Source organism: Lysinibacillus fusiformis (assembly GCF_002845985.1).
GTDB classification, from domain to species: domain Bacteria; phylum Bacillota; class Bacilli; order Bacillales_A; family Planococcaceae; genus Lysinibacillus; species Lysinibacillus fusiformis_D.
In genome coordinates, this window is sequence record NZ_PDFK01000002.1 from 344411 (window position 1) to 362279 (window position 17869).

At 37.3% G+C, this 17869-nt stretch carries 16 protein-coding genes; 6 read left to right on the forward strand and 10 right to left on the reverse strand.

Features of this window, described 5'->3' with window-relative positions; translation table 11 throughout:
• Positions 1-34: 34 nt before the first annotated feature.
• From CRI88_RS07720 to CRI88_RS07750, 6 genes are all read right to left on the reverse strand, one after another.
• Complete coding sequence (locus CRI88_RS07720; RefSeq protein ID WP_089934679.1) at positions 35-1114, reverse strand: PQQ-dependent sugar dehydrogenase; 1080 nt, start codon at positions 1112-1114, stop codon at positions 35-37.
• A 633-nt stretch (positions 1115-1747) separates the two neighbouring features.
• Positions 1748-1912, reverse strand: coding sequence for a hypothetical protein (locus tag CRI88_RS22430; RefSeq protein ID WP_170829905.1), 165 nt, complete (start codon positions 1910-1912; stop codon positions 1748-1750).
• A gap of 152 nt (positions 1913-2064) precedes the next feature.
• Positions 2065-2481, reverse strand: a complete 417-nt coding sequence (locus tag CRI88_RS07735) for a YugN family protein (protein ID WP_089934675.1) — start codon at positions 2479-2481, stop codon at positions 2065-2067.
• Between the two features lie 136 nt (positions 2482-2617).
• A complete protein-coding gene (locus CRI88_RS07740) occupies positions 2618-3571 on the reverse strand; it encodes an alpha/beta hydrolase (RefSeq protein WP_089934673.1) in 954 nt (317 codons plus the stop codon).
• Positions 3572-3603: 32 nt separating this feature from the next.
• Positions 3604-4329, reverse strand: coding sequence for an SDR family NAD(P)-dependent oxidoreductase (locus CRI88_RS07745; protein ID WP_170829904.1), 726 nt, complete (start codon positions 4327-4329; stop codon positions 3604-3606).
• 26 nt (positions 4330-4355) lie between these two features.
• Positions 4356-5981, reverse strand: coding sequence for a flavin-containing monooxygenase (locus CRI88_RS07750; protein ID WP_089934669.1), 1626 nt, complete (start codon positions 5979-5981; stop codon positions 4356-4358).
• Positions 5982-6125: 144 nt separating this feature from the next.
• Here CRI88_RS07750 and CRI88_RS07755 point away from each other — a divergent pair, with 144 nt between their 5' ends.
• Positions 6126-6821, forward strand: coding sequence for a response regulator transcription factor (locus tag CRI88_RS07755; RefSeq protein WP_058844352.1), 696 nt, complete (start codon positions 6126-6128; stop codon positions 6819-6821).
• A 116-nt stretch (positions 6822-6937) separates the two neighbouring features.
• On the opposite strand, the gene CRI88_RS07760 is transcribed toward CRI88_RS07755, so the two are convergent.
• The 4 genes from CRI88_RS07760 to CRI88_RS07775 form a co-directional block, all read right to left on the reverse strand.
• Entirely contained in the window at positions 6938-7399 is a 462-nt protein-coding gene (locus tag CRI88_RS07760) for an SAM-dependent methyltransferase (protein WP_089934667.1), read from the reverse strand.
• A gap of 89 nt (positions 7400-7488) precedes the next feature.
• Positions 7489-8679: a Ger(x)C family spore germination protein gene (locus CRI88_RS07765; protein ID WP_089934665.1), complete on the reverse strand. Its 1191-nt coding sequence runs from the start codon at positions 8677-8679 to the stop codon at positions 7489-7491.
• A complete protein-coding gene (locus tag CRI88_RS07770; protein WP_089934663.1) occupies positions 8676-9776 on the reverse strand; it encodes a spore germination protein in 1101 nt (366 codons plus the stop codon). Before CRI88_RS07770 ends, CRI88_RS07765 begins: the two co-directional genes overlap by 4 nt.
• A 21-nt stretch (positions 9777-9797) precedes the next feature.
• A complete protein-coding gene (locus CRI88_RS07775) occupies positions 9798-11465 on the reverse strand; it encodes a spore germination protein (protein WP_089934659.1) in 1668 nt (555 codons plus the stop codon).
• A gap of 388 nt (positions 11466-11853) precedes the next feature.
• On the opposite strand from CRI88_RS07775, the gene CRI88_RS07780 reads away from it, so the two are divergent.
• The 5 genes from CRI88_RS07780 (at position 11854) to CRI88_RS07800 (ending at position 17853) form a co-directional block, all read left to right on the forward strand.
• On the forward strand, positions 11854-12858 hold the full coding sequence (locus tag CRI88_RS07780) for a nucleoid-associated protein (protein WP_101966534.1): 1005 nt from the start codon (positions 11854-11856) through the stop codon (positions 12856-12858).
• Between the two features lie 642 nt (positions 12859-13500).
• Entirely contained in the window at positions 13501-14628 is a 1128-nt protein-coding gene (locus tag CRI88_RS07785) for a hypothetical protein (RefSeq protein WP_101966535.1), read from the forward strand.
• 174 nt (positions 14629-14802) lie between these two features.
• The gene (locus CRI88_RS07790) at positions 14803-16293 is read left to right on the forward strand and encodes a serine hydrolase domain-containing protein (RefSeq protein ID WP_058844350.1); all 1491 of its coding nucleotides are present in this window, start codon (positions 14803-14805) and stop codon (positions 16291-16293) included.
• A gap of 484 nt (positions 16294-16777) precedes the next feature.
• Entirely contained in the window at positions 16778-16969 is a 192-nt protein-coding gene (locus tag CRI88_RS23195) for a YjcZ family sporulation protein (protein ID WP_036124248.1), read from the forward strand.
• 497 nt (positions 16970-17466) lie between these two features.
• Entirely contained in the window at positions 17467-17853 is a 387-nt protein-coding gene (locus CRI88_RS07800) for a hypothetical protein (protein ID WP_058844349.1), read from the forward strand.
• The last annotated feature ends 16 nt before the right edge of the window (positions 17854-17869 follow it).

Genomic DNA, 17869 nt, shown 5'->3' on the forward strand with positions numbered 1-17869 from the left:
CCTTATACCCTGCTATGTCTTCACAAATAGTATATCACAATGGTATCCGATATAGTTTATCGTCCTGTGACTGTGGGCTTCCTCGACCATCTGTATTATTGCTAATAAAATAAAGAAATGCGTCATCCACAAAGACATCACGAATTCTTCCAAATTCCGACAATCGTTCAGTATGTTTGTTTTCTTTCACAGCAAACGCTAAAACTGCGGTACCTCTTAAAGCTGCAACATATAATTGATCATCCACAATGTCAATGCCAGATGGTGCCCATGTTTTAGAAGTACCCGATGTAAAGAGAGGTGTGATCATACCTTGCTGTCTCTCTGTTCCTTCCATAATGGGCCAACCATAATTCTTCCCCTTCTTGATTATATTAATTTCATCGTTTGCGGCATTGCCATGCTCACTGGCATACATCGTACCATCTGTTGCCCAGGTCAAGCCCTGCGGATTTCGATGTCCATAGCTGTATACATAGGACTGTGGAAAAGGATTATCATTCGGTATGGAGCCATCCAAATTGATGCGCAAAATTTTCCCCTCTAGAGCATCTAAATTTTGTGCTAAGGAAGGTTGCTTCGCATCGCCTACTGTTGCATACAGTTTACCATCAGGCCCTATTTTTAAACGACCACCATGATGATATGTACCACTCTTTATCCGATCTATGATAAGATCCGTTTCTAGCCACTTATTATCGTTCAAGGTTAATGTAACAATTCTATTAAACTGCTCGCTTCCCTCAACATACGTATAATAAGCAAAGGCAATCTGTTTGTCTGAAAAATTAGGCGCTAATACAAACCCCAATAAACCAGCTTCCGGCGCTGTTGAAAGCTCCTTATTGAGGATGACCTGTTGCCTATCAACTGCTCCTCCTTCCGCGATTTTTACAATACTACCTGGCCTTTCTGCTACATAAAAAACAGTACCATTTTTTTGAATCGACCATGGTGTTTGCAATTGATTTGCTAGTATTTCTACTGTTGAATTCATTGAAGGAGCCATGCGCGTCTCCTCTTTTTCTAAGCCTCCGTTATTCTTATCCTTAGGTGGCACGCAAGCAACACATAAAACCATTACTAGCAGTAATAATGGCATGATACGTTTCATTGTTGTTCACCCTTTCATTTTTAATGCGTTAAGAAAATAGAAAAAGACGCCCCTAGACGTCTCTTAGTGTTGAAAAACAAAACGATCTATAGAAATTTTGTGAAAGGTAAAAATAGATGTCCGTTGCAGGCTACTTGCTTTCCTGTGGGCGAGCGCCGAGCTGCTTCCTCCGCTACCGCTCCGTGCAGGGGCTCGCCTGTCTCGCTATCCCACGGGAGTCAAGTAGCCTTCCACTCCAATCCATAAAGATATTTCTTTTTAACAAAGGTTTTCAAATAAAGTGAAGGTGTTCCCTACTCTTTATGAAGAGGTGTTGCCACGCATCACTTCTCCACATTGAAAATAAGGAGCTTTCCTTTCTCTCATCAGACAAATAAGGAGCGATTTTGATCGTGACGGCTCGTATGAAAGAGAAGGAAAAGGCACTTTTGCCAAATGGTTGATTGGAGTGGAGCCAGCGTCACTCCTAGGGGATTTAGCGTCACAGCTGAGACCCTGGAGCGAGCGTAAGTGAGTGAAGCGGCTCATCGGACGCCCCCTGGAAAGGACGCTGGCGGAACGGAAACCAACCCCTCGCTAAAAGTTCTTTTTCTGCTATTGACATGATCTTATTTCAACAACATGAGACGTCCCCTAGACGTCTCTTTTATTACCTTTTATACCTTCAAAAGTGATTATTTCACCAAATGCTTTTGTTTTCGCTAACACATCAAGATACGCTTCTTTTCGATGGATGAGTCTTTCTTGTTGCAATTTCTGATGGGTATGTTGAAAATCATCTATAGCTATTTTGTCCATAAACTCACCTCTTCTAGTAGTGTACGTTAACACTATTATAATGTTGGAAAATTCTTACGACAATTCTATTTCTATTTTTGATTACAAGTTCCCAATAATAAAAAGGATAAAAGGCATATAATTTTAGCCATTAGCTATTCAAATTTATCTAGCTAATGCATAAAAAAAGGTAGCACTTTTTCTTCAACAGCTTGTTCGCCTGCTTGAATCCATCTACTTTTATCGTGAATATACCCGTCTTTATCAAGCGGAGTTTGGAATTGACTAACACCAGTTGCATCAAGTAAAGACCCCTCATCATAATCTAGACCTATATTCTCAACATGCTTAATGACAAATGGTTTTTGAAAACGAATTTGGGCATCCTCATTATCGAGTTCCCCTGATGTTACGATAAAGGGAACACGCAAATAAATAGTTTCCCCTGCCTCTTTCCATAATACCGAATCGAAGCTTCCTTTATAATACTCCCAATTCCCACCAATCGTAAAACCTCGATTGGCAATTTTATCACGTAAATAGCCGAAAGCAATCTCTTTTCCAACAATTTTTGAATCAAATTGTAGCAATTTGTATTCTCCTCCTTTCACTCGATAAAAGTCTAACCTAAAAGGTGGCATTACAAACTAGTTATGATGTAATTATGATTGCCAAAAAAGTCTCGAAACTTTTTTAAATCAAAGTTTCGAGACTTTTGTAAGTTATTTATAAAGGCACTGAAATCTTTCGATGCAAAACATATTTAGCAGCTTCTACATACTCTGTGGCAGCCCTTTGACTGACTGCGGCTGTTGGAACAATACTTTCAAAGCCATGATAGCAACCTGGGTATAAGTGGAATTCGACATCTACTCCAGCCTGACATAGCTTTGTCACATATTGTAAAGTCTCGTCACGGAATGGATCTAATTGACCAACACATGTATACGTAAACGGTAATCCTGATAAATCATCTGCTCTAGCTGCTGCGGCATATGGTGACACATTGTCGCTGCCGTTCTCTCCACTCAAATACATTTCCCAGCCTTTTTGATTGAGCGAGTGGTTCCAGATCATATGTCCCGTAATTTCTAATGAAGATGGTGTGTTATTCCGATCATCTATCATTGGATATAGAGGCATTTGGAAACTAAGCTTTGGATAATGACGATCTCGAGTAAGTAATGCGAGTGCAGCTGTGAGACCTCCTCCAGCACTTGCTCCAGCAATCCCTAAACGACTGAGATCAATCCCTAATTCGTCCGCATGATCTGCTACCCATTTTAACGCAGCATAACAATCTTCAAGTGGTGCTGGATAAGGATATTCAGGAGCAAGTCGATAGTCTACAGATACAACCACACACTTCGCTTCATTAACAAAGCGCTGACAAAGCAAATCATCTCCTTCTGGAGCACCTAAGACATAGCCGCCGCCATGAATCCATAGCAGCCCTGGGGAAATTTCTTTCTGCTCCTTTGACTTATAAATACGAATGCGAAGAGAATCGTTGTCATTAGGCCCTTGAATCACTTTATTTTCAACTGTTATCTGTTCATCTATCGGAGCTGGCACAGCAACGGCTGCCATTCCTTCTCTTGTTGCCTGTACATTATCTAAATCTAATGGGGGGAAAATGGCTAACGTTTCTCTTAGTTCTGAATCAATACGATGTTCCATTAAAATTCTTCCTTTCTTATTTAAAATATTTTTTACGATGTTAAACCGCCATCAATTGGTACGACAGCGCCATTCACATAAGAGGCTTCCTCCGAAATTAAGAAAGCGATTACATTTGCGATTTCAGAAGCATTTGCTAATCTTCTTAGGGGGCCGTTTTCCTTTGGATTGGACGTTAAGCCCTTTGTCATATTAGTCATTACACCACCTGGACAAATAGCATTTACTCGTATACCGCTAGGACCATATTCAATGGCAGCAGTTCTAGTTAACCCAATAACACCGTGCTTACTAGCCGCATAGCCGCCTAAATAGGATTGTCCTTGTATGCCTGCTGCTGAAGAAGTATTCACGATGACACCTGACCGTTGTTGCTCCATCTCTTTTAACACATATTTTAAGCCTAAAAAAGTTCCTTTCAGATTGACCGAAATGACGTTATCAAATGTCTCTTCCTCTAAATCTGCTAGTAAAGATGGCGGGCTTAACACACCTGCATTATTGATGAACGCATCAATTCTACCAAATGCTTCTTTTGCAGCCTCCACATATTTCTTCACGTCTTGGCTTTTCGAAACATCTGCGTGGACAAAGATAGCCTGTTGTTGATGTTCCTTCACAGCGTGTAGTGTGTCTTGACCACTTTTCTCATCAAAATCTACTAATACTAATGCCTTGTCCTGTGTGGCTAGTAATTTTGCTGTTTCTCTCCCTATACCATTTCCTGCACCTGTAATAATGACTACTTGTTGTCCCATATTGATATATGCTCCTCTCTTGCAAACTATGATATTGATTTTAATCTCATTAATTTAAAGCCTTCATAATTATTTTGAGCCACCTCATGACAATGCTTTGTATAATAATCAAATCCACCCAGATAAATTAAAAAACTGCGGGGTTTACCTTCAATATTAGCTCCCGTATACCAGGAATCACCTTTGACGTAAAGTGTTGTGTTAGCAATCTCTCGACAATGCTTGCTCCAAGCCTCCTCGGCTTCTTTATTTGGTTCCACAAGGTCAATGTCATGCTCACGCAAGTAATCGATACATTGTGCAATCCATTCTACATGCTGCTCAATAGCGATTGGCATATTCACGAGGACAGATGGACTTTCTGGACCAGTAATCATAAATAAATTAGGAAAACCTGCTGTTGTTAGTCCGAGATATGTTTGAACAGAAGCACCATCCTCCCATTTTTCCTTTAATGTCTCACCGCTCCTTCCCCTTATATCAATTTTAAATAATGGTCCTGTCATGCCATCATAGCCTGTTGCAAAAATGATACTATCTAAATCGTAATGTTCATCCGTCGTTTGAATGCCTGTTTCTGTTATTTTTTTGATAGGTGATTCTTTTACATCCACCAGTACAACATTCTCCCTGTTGTAGGCTTCAAAATAGTCGCTATCTAAAACCTGTCTTTTCGTACCATACATATACTTCGGACATAATTTTTCTGCTACCACAGGGTCTTTCACAATTTGTCGTATTTTAGAGCGAATAAATTCTGCTGCTTTTTCATTGGATTGTTCATTTGTTAACAAATCATCATAAGTGGATGCGAAGGCAAAACCACCTTGTGCCCAAGCTTCCTCAAAAACCGCCATCCTTTTATCATCACTATCCTCCATTGCAGATTGCTGATTTTGTGCAAAAGGTGTACCTGATACAGAATTTCTCATTGACTGCTTTAAAGCTTCGAAATTTTGCTTGGTTTCTTTGATAAAGTTCTCATCATATGGATGATTACGAGCTGGAATCGTATATTGTGGTGTCCGTTGAAATACAGTAAGCTGCTCTGCTTCTTTCGCAATTACAGGTATGGCTTGAATACCACTGGAGCCTGTCCCGATAATTCCTACTCGTTTCCCTGTAAAATCAACCTTTTCATGTGGCCAATGCCCCGTGTGATACCAATTTCCGCTAAACTGTTGCAGTCCTTGAATGTTAGGAACATTGGCAGCAGACAGACAGCCTATTCCTGTAATAAAATACTTTGCTAAAATGTGCTGTCCGTCATTTAGATAAACAATCCATTTATGACGTTCCTCATTAAAATGTGCTGCAGTGACCCTTGTATTAAATTGGATATCCGTTCGCAATTGAAAGCGATCTGCCACGTAATTTAAATAACGTAATATTTCCGCTTGTTCTGGAAATCTAGATGTCCAAGTCCATTCTTCATACAACTCTTTTGAAAATGTATAGTTATAATAGATGCTTTCTATATCACATCTAGCGCCCGGATAACGATTCCAATACCAAACACCGCCCACACCATCTCCAGCCTCGCATACAATGGTAGAAAAACCTTTACTCCTCAGCTGATGTAACATATACAAGCCTGCAAAGCCAGCGCCTAAAACAACTGCATCCACCTCTTTAATTGTTTGGCTACTCATCCACTACACCCCTCACTCCAATAAATTATTAAATACAAATACAAGAAAATACTGGATTTCCTTAGATTAAATACTACAACTTACAGAAAATATTGAAAATTCCTTATTTTAAGCGTAGTATATACTTAAAAAAGGGGATAGGTCATGTCCAATCTTTATACCATTCAAAAACGTTTCGACACGGTACAAAGTTATGCCAATCATGAAGAGCTGTTGATACATATTTTGCAGGTATATTTAGATTCTTTTCCTATCAAAGATGCCTACTTATTAAGGTATTCTCCAATAGGCTTTGTAGCTGAAGGAATCATTTTTTTGAATGAATCTGGAGGTAGTCATATCGGTGAAATTCGAGAGGAGATTCGTAGCTTCCCTATTATTTATGCTGCTATTGAGGATAAGAAGGCTAAATTTTGTACAGGGATGGATTATTTAAAAAATATAAGTATTAAATATTCTATTCCCTCACAAAATAATTCATTTTTAATCATTCCCATCTTCATTGGCCAATATGTTTTCGGCTATATTTGTAGTACACAATTGGAAGAGGAAATAGCTATAAATGAAAAGCTATTGGATGACATGACAGCTTTTGGAAATGTTATTGGTCAGCTTATCATGCAAGCTAGAAATAGCAAAAAGGAAGGCCTTCTTAGCAAACGTGAGCTGGAGGTGATGAGACAGGTAGCACAGGGGGGAAGTACGAAGGAAATTGCAGATTTTATGGATTTAAGTGAATTAACTATTACCCAATATGTCAAATCCGCTATCAAAAAATTACATGCCAGAAATCGCTCTCATGCCATTAGCATTCTTTATCAAGAGGGAATTATTCTATAAAAATTCAGGGGGAGCATGCTACTCCCCTCGATTACTACACCACAATGCTCTGCATCCATCGCATAGTGCAACAATATTCTTAAAAATGCTCAAATGTCTTCGCTTTAACAACTTTATTACCCCCAGTAGGCCTTCATTAAATCTATTGACCACGCTGGCTGTTGAACATCCTTTTTAGGTAAAAACTCTTTCATCACAGGCTTTATATCTAGTATAGGTGTGCCATTAATGGCATCTAGCCCTTGGACGATTAATGCTCTAGGTTTGACCTCTAATAACTCAACGATTGTACTTCCTAATTTATTGGGTCTATTCTTACCCCTTTGCGCGAAAATGCCGACCTCGGGATAATTTTGATTATTTCTAGGATGTCTCGCCTCATATTGGATCTGATCGTCTGTAACTTTATCAAAATAAAAAATAATTTCTAGATGAGAAAATTCTTCTATTCCTATTATGGATGCTTCCTGGATTTGGTCAGCAAGTTCAATGGTTGATATAATCTCTCCCCAATGATCATCGTGGATCATTTGCCGATTGTTATGAACTGTAGCGATTGATTGAATGGTATATTGCATGCCTATTATCCTCCCTCTTTTTGAATTGCCAATATACGTTCCTTTATTCCAGTATATACAAATGAACAAAAAAAAGATGATTAACGATGTTAATCACCTGACGTCCCATAGTCCTTAATGGTTACATTCACTTCACATGTAATCGGAACCTCACTAAACGTTTGATCCCAATCTTTTTTTATTTTTTGCCATACCTTTGGATAATCTATTCTTACTTTATTGCCAAATCCAGAAACATCCGTTTGAAATTCATGTTGTGTTTTTTCTAAAACCTTCTTCACTAATCGTTCAATCTCTTTTTCAAATACTTTCTCCGCTTTTTTCAGAAATCGATTGTCAAATGCCTTATCTGATAGGACCCAATGTTCAGAGATTCTACCTTCTGTTTGAATTTTTAAGGTAAAAGAGATTTGATCATCTTTTATTTGTGGAATAATTTTACTTTTAGCTGAAATAATTTCATAGATAATGGGCGCCCCTGACTCCTCATCAAAGCCTTTGACTAAACCACCTTTCCCTTTGCCTGTTATCCATGCAATTCCTTCCAAGTCACTTTCATTTAAAAATCCACGCAACTTTTTAGTTTTACCTTCAATGACAGCAGCTCCTGCAAACCTTACTTCCCCATCTTCCGCTAACACATTTTGCAATAAAAAGCTCGAGTCTGAATAGAGCTTTCCTTCTAGCTTAGCAACGGTCATCGGTGGTAAAATCTTAGTCGTCCTTTCATGCCCCTCCATCATTTCTACTAATTGAAAGGCTGGAATTTTCGTTGGTTCATTCGTTTCAAGTGCCTGACTTGCCCGATTTTGAGCAATAAGGAGCTGGCCGCTAGGTCGTATTTCTAATTCTCTTAGAAAAAAATCTAGTGTTTGTTGCAGGTTGACGGTACTAGCTAATTCTTCTCCAATGATAATCACTTTGGAATGTTCAGCAAAGGAACGTTTGTCAACTTTTAGAAGCATATTTCGTAAAGTTGGCAACACCGCATCACCCGTTTCAGTCACATTTTTATATGCTCTTTCTGGTAATGCGCCCTCCTTCGTTCCAGAAACCGTTGTCTCTGACGTAATGAATTGATTGGTAATCGTTAGCAGCTCCCTATTTGCATATCTAGCATCTTGTTGCTCCTCAGAAGATACATCACCCGTTTCTAAATCCAATGATGTACCTACAATGAGACCTAAATCCTCAATCTCTTTACTACTCCAGCATCCAGTAAGAAGGAAGGATACAGTTATTACTAGAAGATATCGGATATATCGATGTTTCCGCTTCATGCTTTATTATTTCCTTTCCATTTTGATATAAGGAGTAAGATAATAGGTACGGCACCAAATAAAATCAATGCAGCATGACCAATCTTATCTCCAAATGTAAAAAGATCATTAATATTTTTTGGCGTCATCGCAATAATATAAATAATAGGTAATAATCCGTATAAGAAAGGTTTCATACTTTTCTTAAAAAGTTGAGCTAATCCTAAAGCAGCCGCATAATAGGTAATCGAGAAGGTAGCAAATATTTGCATAATCCAGATGACCAGTAAAAACGACTCAAAGCGTTCAAAAATTAATCCAGGAATTTCAAAACTTCGCATCAATTCAATCGTAGGCCATGTCCTTGTCATCACTCCTTCAATGGATAGAGCTCCAATAACCATAACAACTGTAATAACATAAAAAAGTAAAGGTATCGTTATGCCCACTAGCACAACCTTTACAGCTTTTGATTTATCTGATGGATACATAAATGCTACTATGAGCAGCATAATTTCAGGACCTAAAAATGCCAGTGTCGCTGTTTTGATCCCCTTTAACATGGGGACAACCCCCAGACCTAATACTGGTCTAAGATTATCGATCTCAAAGATTCCTAAGCTTAAAAAGGCCACGAGCAAAAAAATCACAAAGGTTATAGGGAAAATGATTTCAAACAAACGAGCAATTGTATTGATGCCACCACTAATCAAATAAATCCCTACCCACAAAAAGGGCAAAATGATAGCCCACGTAGGGGTTCCTTCTAATAAGAAGAGAGAGGTTACTTCAGCCATTATGCGAACCTCAAAGGCAGAAATAGTAAAAAAATAGACAATTACACATACGCTTATGAATGAGCCCAACCATTTTCCTATGATGTCTTGATTGTATTGATAAAATGTTTTATCAGGATATTGTTGGCTTAGCTTGACAATAATCACACCTGCAATCATGGCAACAACTCCACCTAAAAAAACACTAATCCACACATCCGGCGTTTTTACTTTTTCTACAGATGCACGAGGTAAGGTAAGAATCCCAGTGGCAAGAATATAGTTAATAATAATAACAACTGCTTGTGACGTCGTTATTTTATCTTTCAAACTGCTGTTCATAGCTGTTTTTCTCCTTCCCTCTTATTCCCCTTTGCGGACAGAATCTTTTGGCTTTAACAATCTTGGACGATGTTTCATTATCCTGAACGGCATACGAACCATAAAGTCTTTCCAGTCACCTGCTCGATACGGAACAGTAGGACTAAGATATGGTACACCGAAGCTCTTTAGTTTCACTAAATGACTGCAAAGGAATAAGAAAAATAGGATGATGCCATATAGTCCAAATAAAGCAGCCGAAAACATCGAGACAAATCGCAGCATTCGTAGCGTGATGCCAGCATTATATTGGGGAATAGCAAAAGAAGAAATAGCCGTTAACGCAACAACAATAACCATAATCGGACTAACAATTCCTGCCTGTACTGCTGCTTCACCAATAACTAGCCCTCCAACAATCCCCATTGTCGGCCCAATCGGCTTCGGCAAACGAAGTCCTGCTTCTCGTAATATTTCAATGGCAACCTCCATAATGAGAGCTTCGATTAATGCTGGGAAGGGTACCCCTTGCCTTGTCCCCATCATAGACAACGCTAATTTAGTGGGGATTAACCCCTGATGAAACGACACAAAAGCAATATACAGGGATGGTCCAAATAAAGTGATACCCGCAGCAAAATAACGAAGCAAACGGATAAGAGAGCTAGGCAACCAACGTTCATAATAATCTTCTGGTGATTGCAATAACATATTAAAAGCGACTGGCACAATTAATGCAAAGGGAGTTCCATCCAATAGAATTGCAACTCGTCCTTCCAGTAAAGCTGCGACAACACGATCAGGACGCTCGGTACTCTGTACTTGCGTAAACGGACTAAGATAATTGTCCTCAATCAATTGCTCAATATAACCCGATTCAGCTACATCATCCAAACTGATCGATTCAATCCGTTTCCTTACCTCTTTGACGAGATCAGGTTCCACAATTTCATCTATATAGGCTAAGACTAACTGTTTTTTTATTCGCTCCCCCACTTCCATTTCAATAATAGATAAATGTTGGTTTTCACCATGTTGCCTCAATAAAGAAGTATTGACACTTAATTTTTCCGTGAAGCCCACCCTTGGTCCACGTACCAATGCCTCAGAAACAGGCTCCTCAAGATTTCGAGTCTTTCCATGTGCGGTACCAATGATAAATACACTCGGTATACCATCAACAATTAAGACAGTAGATCCAGTTAATACTTTTCCCACAGAATTCATGACATTCGATTCATCTATAAGATCACTCACTGGTAGAATTTCATTTGCAATTAATTGCTGTAATTCATAACCTCTTATCAACGTGGAATTTTCTGAAAGTCCATTCATTAATGATTTTAAAATATGCTTGTCTATCAACTCTTTATCGCATAATCCTTTAAGAAAAACGATGGCTGCACGGTTACCAGTATTCCCAATGTGAAATTCTCTGAAATGGATATCCCAATTATGACCAAGCTCTTTCCTCATTTGTAAAAGATCTTCACTGTAATCACCTGTAAATTGCTCTAACGTTTTTTGAATAGGTTTATGCACCGTCTCACTTTGATCACTATATTCTTTTATATCAATCTTGCCGTTGCCCTTTTTGACAATTAAAAAACCATGAAACAATTTGAAAATCAAATATGGAATGAAAAATGCTAAAAAGCCCTGAAAAAAAACTTGCCAATGCGGCACGTAGGAAATCATCTTTTCCCACATATTAATCACCCTCTTTAGTACAATCGTACAGAGTATCCCTACATGTTTTTAGCATTATCTAAGCAACGGCATTTTAAACTTCTAATCCTCAACATTCTTCTCAAAACTAGACATCTGATCTTTGATAGCCATAAAAAAAGCCAGCCTCAAATAATTTGAGAACTGGTATTAATAAATGGATGCGGTATTGGATGAGTTGACTTATCTTTGCTAAGTTTTCTTCAAAACCTATTCTACTTATTTCTAAATCCAATTTTCTTTAACATGGCTCTTGCGTTATTAGTAGGATTTCCCATTCCCCTCTCATGCCTTATTTTCACCGTCAATGTAAATCTATTAAATAGGATATGGTATACTAGCTACTATGAAAAATTAGAAGGTGAAATTTATGCTAGAAGTCAGTGAAAGTAAATTAGCACAATATAGTCTGCATTTTTTGAGCGAGACGCTTATTTTAGGAGAAGAAGCCTTGTCTCAACCTGAAGTCATGCTAGAAGCAGCCTTTACACAGCTTGCATTTAGTAAAATAGATATGGAGCAGCAATATGAATTCTTCCATGAAACCAGTATTGAGCTCAATGAAGTTTTTACGTATTCCAAGACTATTTTTGAACAGAACAGTAACTTTCTAGAACAGTCACAAAATATGGCTAGGCACTTACATAGTGTCTCACAACATCCAAACATTAAAAGCGGTGAACTGTTTATTGGTTTGTTCGAAAATTGTTTACTATTGAATGAGGCTAAGAAGGTTATTGCCATTGTCAAAATTGATGAAAAAGAAATATTTTTAGATGTTAAAAATGACCACAATCAAATGATTATCAACGGCGTTGATGGTATTAACGTCAAGAAAATAAATAATATGGCTATCATTGTTGATATGGGACCAGATCAAGCACCTGCTGTGTTTATGAAAACGAAACGTAAAGAAGATATTGTTTATTGGCAAGAACGATTTTTAAAAATTAAAGCAGCAGATGAACATTATCATAAAACGGATTTAGCATTAGCTGAATGTAAAAAATACATCTTAAAGGAAGAAAATTATACAAACACGGAGAAGCTGGGACTTCTGAATAAAACACTAGATTATTTTAGAAATGAAGAGGAGTTTCAAGTAAACCATTATATCGACACCGTATTTGAGCAAGCAGATGCTAGCCAAAAAGATATCATCATCAACTCAGTCAAACCCTATGAAACAGTCATTTCGGACAGTGCTTTAGAAAAGGCTGAGAAGAAGTATAAACGTAAAATCAAACTGGATGCCAACATTGAAATACAAGTAAATATTCAACATATCGATCAAATAGATGAGCTGATTGAAGTTGGCTATGATGAGGCAACGAATCGTAAATTCTATAAAATCTATTTCCAGGATGAACAGTAGAAAAGGCATTCACTTTTTATGAAAGCTGATTTAACATAAACAGATAAAAAATAATGATTCCCATTTCAGACTACCCGCTTTCCTGTGGATTGGCGTTAAGCTACTTCCTTCGCTATCTCTACGTGCAGGGTCTCAAAAAGGCTCGCTTACCCACTGGAATCGGTAGACTTTCACTATAGTCAGTAGTAGTGGAACATTTTAAACATTAGAATTCAATTGATGTTCATCAGAAAGTGCTCCTAAAGCTAACAATTAGGAGCACAAAGCTAAAACCATCATACTCTGCACTAATGCCTTCGTTACTCGTGCAATTCCAAGGACGTACTCGGTCGTAACGGAAAACGCTCCTCTCCTTGCAGAATAGTAACGTTCAGTTCTCTTTCTCCCTATAGAAAACACTTTCGTCATGTCCTTGTACATATACTCCTTCCTTCAATCTAAATAAGACCCAATCTTTTGTGTAAGTTGTACTGTAAATAATGGCTATTTTTCAAAGCAATCGGGTACTAAAAAAGAGAGGGCATGTCTTGAACTCCGCTCTTTTGATTTCTTTAAAAATTTTTAAAAAAGATAAAACCTTTTCAATTGGTAAAACGTCTAATTATTGGTAACACAAGTTAACCTAAAGGAGAATTGATAAACATGAAAAAACCTGTTAAAAAAACATGGCTATTGGCTTCAGCACTAACACTAGGAATGGCTGTATTAACACCGCTGCAAGCTGGTGCAACATCTGCGGAAACAACAAATAATGTCATAATGCAAATAGAACAAAAAATACAAGGTACCGTTAAATATTTTGGTGGTGATGGCCTTACCATCAAAGGTACAGATGGCAAAAATTATTATATTGGGTTACACAAATTCTCTGATCAGCAAATCGAGCAATTGAAGCTAGTGGAAGGACAGGAAATTTCAGTTGAAGGTAGCATTATAGAGGATTACTCGGACTTCTATACCTTTGATGTGTACAAAAAATCACTACCTAAGGGCGTAACGAAAGAAGAGTTAATCCAATTAGAAAAACTCTTTCATGACATGAAAAAAGCAGGAAAAGAAGAGAATTATGAGGAAATGGAACGTCTCTATCAAGCGATGGATAACATCACAAGACCCTATGAATTAGCAAACTGGCAACCTGAGCCGTTTGAAGAATTTATCAATGAAGCAGCATTTACTGAAAAGAACATTGTTATTAAAGCTCAAGATAAAGAGCAGTTGAAAACTCTTTATACAGAATGGGTAAAATTCACAAAAGAAGATAAAACGGAAATGGCACAAGAAAAAATAGATAAAATTTACACGATCCTTGAGCCGTATCACCAAGAGCTGTATCCGCCACTAACGTTTGAGCAATACATGGCGGACATGGAAGTAGATTTGACAAAAGAGGAACTCGCAGAGTTAAAATCTATCTATGATGAAGCTCAAAAAGCAGATAAAGATAAAAACGAAGAGTTATCAATGAAGCTTTGGGATCAATTCTACGAAAAGTTGAACTCACATTTTAAATATGAACAAATTTCCTTTGAAGAATATATGGCTGATATTGAATTCGAAATTAGTCAATCGGATTACACAAAATTAAAACAACACTATGAAAAAGCTGTTACCCTTGAGAAAGATGGGGAAGAAGAAAAAGCTGGTGAGCAATGGGAAGCCTTCTATAAAATTTTAGATCCTTATTATGAGGCCAATAAAGATATTCTCATCTCTGCATCTAAACTCATAATTAATGGGCAAGATTTACTTCCAGAGCAAACTAAATAAATTTTATTGGGGCTCTCCTATTGATATAGGAGTAGCCCTTTTTGAGTTTTCTGATGTGACAAAATTGTCATGTTATCCCTCGAATAGTCATGCTAATCGATGGTTTGACCATATTTTGGTTGTTATAGTAATCCATGTTGTAACAAATATATTTCATTCTAAGGAGAAAACAACATGACACGATTAATGAAAAAATCGATGATGATTGCTGTAATATTGATCTTTTATATTTTGATACCCAAATTAGTACAGGCTGCATCAAATGATACAATTAGGAAAATTGATCAATTTATTGAGGAACAGCAAACCATTAGCGAAATCCCAGGCCTTTCGGTAATCATTGTTGATAAAGGGAAAACGGTATATCAAAAGGGCTTTGGTTTTGCAGATATGAAAACAAAAACGCCTGTCACTTCTCATACCCTTTTTGAGCTAGGCTCCACCTCTAAAGCATTTACGGCGCTTGCTATTCTGCAATTAGAAAATCAAGGTTTGTTAAAACGCTCTGATAATGTTCAAAAATATATCCCTTGGTTATCATTAGCCTATAAAGGGGAGGAACAGGTCATGACAATTCAGCAGTTATTGTCACATACAAGCGGAATTCCCTCTAATTCAATTACTCGTATTCCAGAAAGCACGGCTGATAACGCCCTTGAGCTAACGGTCAAAACATTACTGGATCATCCATTAAATCGCAAACCAGGTAGCTCCTTTGAATATGCAACGATTAATTATGATGTCTTAGGACTAATTATTGAGCATGTTTCGAAACAGCCATTTGATCAATATATCCAGCAAAATATTTTACAACCTATTAACATGGATCAATCTTTTGTAGGGGTTCATCAAGTACAATCTAGTAATATGGCTTCTGGTTATAAAATTGGCCTTATGAGAGAGCAGGCATATATACCACCTGTCTACAGTGGGAATATCCCTGCTGGCTATATCATCAGTAACGCCAATGATATAGCGAGATGGTTGAAATTACAGTTAGGAAACAGCGAAATCTATTCACTCAGTAACAATCTCATTCAAGAATCCCATATTCCCGATCAAACAGTGGAGCCTTTTGATACGAATACTTTTTATGCAAACGGTTGGGCAGTTGTTGAAAAGGACAATAAACCATATATTTACCATGCTGGTGAAAATCCAACCTTTACTTCATATTTCATCATGCAACCAGATGAACAAATAGGCGTAGCTATTTTAGCCAATATGAATACAAGTTTTACAACAGCGATTGGACAAGGGGTCATGGATTTATGGGAAGGCAAAACGATTCAAAATCAACATGTTAGTAGCTATCAAAAGCTAGATAAAATTGTAACAATTATAAGTGCTATCGTCATCGCAATTAGTATTTTCTTCTGTTACCTATTATTTAAAAATATTCAAAGCCTCTATAACAAGCAACGTGGTTTGGCAAAATTAAATTACAAAAGAATATTCCTTTTATCTGTACATTTTGTACTCGCTACTACACTACTGGCCGCGATATTTTTTACGCCCACTATTTTACTCGGTGGCCTAAATTGGACATTTATCAAAGTTTGGGCTCCCACTTCTATTACGATATTGTTGTATAGCACCATTGTGGCAAGTTTCCTCTATTTTTCACTAGGGTTTACACTCATTGCTACAAAAAAGAAAATCTAGATAACGCCTACATTTTCGATGAAGAAAAGAAGGATAGTTCGTCACAATCAATGGATATATTTCACACATTTAAATGATAGATAAGAATTTTATCCATCTATTTTCATTGTAGGTTGAAAATTAAATGGTAGGTCCAAACAGGAAAGGTCACCTCTATACTTTTTAAGATTCTATTCGTAATGCTGAGGAGATGACAGAAGACTTTCACCTGCGCAAATTAAAAAGGCAAAAAGAATGGGTAGTCTTATGAATTGAACGATGAATGGTAAGTTGGTTCGCCCATATTGCAATAACACCAAATAATAATAAAAGCGGCGTTTTTGAAACTTGACATTTATTTTTTTATAAAAGCATCACCGCTTCATTTAAGCTAAAACACTAGCTACAATTCTGGATTGGGTCAATATAGAATAATCAATTAGACGAATACCCCTCTCCTTTCAATATCCCCACATACAATAAATTGAAGAAAGGAGAGGTCACAATGGGATACTTTGGAAACACAGGCGGTTTTAATTGTTGTTACGGAGGCTATAGTCAAGGCTTTGGTCAAGACTATGGCGGAGGTTATTGCATGGACTACGGTAAAAATAATAGTTCCACATTCGTTTTAATTGTTGTTCTATTTATTCTTTTAATTATTGTAGGCGCAACTTTCGTGCAAAAAGAATATTAATATGAATCATCTTTCACTGTAAGAAAACGAATATAAGCTAGTGCCTTCATTATTGGCAACTATCGATCATGTCGTTACAGCACCATAACAAAAGGGTCACCTCCAGCTGGTGACCCTTTTCTTATGGTGAGAACATCTTGTTGATGTCATTATAAAACTTGCCTCGTCAAATTTTGTTAGTCCACGTAAAAAGCCAGTTCTTTTCCCAGCTTTTCATCGGACTAGGCGTCTTTTTTAAGGAAATGCTATTGTTCTCACTTCAATTTTCGTCAGTTCAATATAACCAATAAGCTAGACATAATTGAATAAAATGATAGAAATTCCAGATGCACAATTCGAGGAAAGTTTTATATTGAAAGATGGCAGAGAAAAATAGAACAGATGGCAAATAAAGTCGCCTGTTTTTCATTTTTCGCTTTTCATCATAAATAAATCTTGCTATCATTTCTTTATTTCCAGCAGGTAAAGTCGTAAAATCGGGGAAAATCTATAGTTTATTGAAGAAATCCAGTAAAAAGGATGAGGTAAATGCATTAGCAGGATTAGGGAAAGTTCAAAAGTTTAATAGCAGAGGAATCTTAATGGATGGAAATTCTAAGACTGGATGGCAACATATTGATAAAAGACATGTGTCAGGAACTGCTGCTACAAAAGGGACAACACTTTTTCCAAAACACCTTGGTGAGGCGAAAATTAAAAATTTAATTATGGAGTCTCTAGAAAAAGGACAATTAGCAAGTGTTAATCCAAAAGATGGTACTATGGTATATAAATATAAACCTAATAAATATGGTATTGATGAAATGACAACAGTTGTGACAGATAATTATGTTATAAAAACTTCTTACCCAACCAGTGGGAAATCAGTCATCACTAAAAAATAATTAGAGGAGAGCACTA

What these genes read in the sequence shown, in the direction of transcription:
- CRI88_RS07785 (WP_101966535.1), top strand. Translation starts at nt 13,501, where the DNA reads ATGAAAAAACCTGTTAAAAAAACATGGCTATTGGCTTCAGCACTAACA.
- CRI88_RS07765 (WP_089934665.1), bottom strand. Translation starts at nt 8,679, where the DNA reads ATGAAGCGGAAACATCGATATATCCGATATCTTCTAGTAATAACTGTA.
- CRI88_RS07750 (WP_089934669.1), bottom strand. Translation starts at nt 5,981, where the DNA reads ATGAGTAGCCAAACAATTAAAGAGGTGGATGCAGTTGTTTTAGGCGCT.
- CRI88_RS07745 (WP_170829904.1), bottom strand. Translation starts at nt 4,329, where the DNA reads ATGGGACAACAAGTAGTCATTATTACAGGTGCAGGAAATGGTATAGGG.
- CRI88_RS07770 (WP_089934663.1), bottom strand. Translation starts at nt 9,776, where the DNA reads ATGAACAGCAGTTTGAAAGATAAAATAACGACGTCACAAGCAGTTGTT.
- CRI88_RS07740 (WP_089934673.1), bottom strand. Translation starts at nt 3,571, where the DNA reads ATGGAACATCGTATTGATTCAGAACTAAGAGAAACGTTAGCCATTTTC.
- CRI88_RS07760 (WP_089934667.1), bottom strand. Translation starts at nt 7,399, where the DNA reads ATGCAATATACCATTCAATCAATCGCTACAGTTCATAACAATCGGCAA.
- CRI88_RS07755 (WP_058844352.1), top strand. Translation starts at nt 6,126, where the DNA reads ATGTCCAATCTTTATACCATTCAAAAACGTTTCGACACGGTACAAAGT.
- CRI88_RS07790 (WP_058844350.1), top strand. Translation starts at nt 14,803, where the DNA reads ATGACACGATTAATGAAAAAATCGATGATGATTGCTGTAATATTGATC.
- CRI88_RS07780 (WP_101966534.1), top strand. Translation starts at nt 11,854, where the DNA reads ATGCTAGAAGTCAGTGAAAGTAAATTAGCACAATATAGTCTGCATTTT.
- CRI88_RS23195 (WP_036124248.1), top strand. Translation starts at nt 16,778, where the DNA reads ATGGGATACTTTGGAAACACAGGCGGTTTTAATTGTTGTTACGGAGGC.
- CRI88_RS07720 (WP_089934679.1), bottom strand. Translation starts at nt 1,114, where the DNA reads ATGAAACGTATCATGCCATTATTACTGCTAGTAATGGTTTTATGTGTT.
- CRI88_RS22430 (WP_170829905.1), bottom strand. Translation starts at nt 1,912, where the DNA reads ATGGACAAAATAGCTATAGATGATTTTCAACATACCCATCAGAAATTG.
- CRI88_RS07775 (WP_089934659.1), bottom strand. Translation starts at nt 11,465, where the DNA reads ATGTGGGAAAAGATGATTTCCTACGTGCCGCATTGGCAAGTTTTTTTT.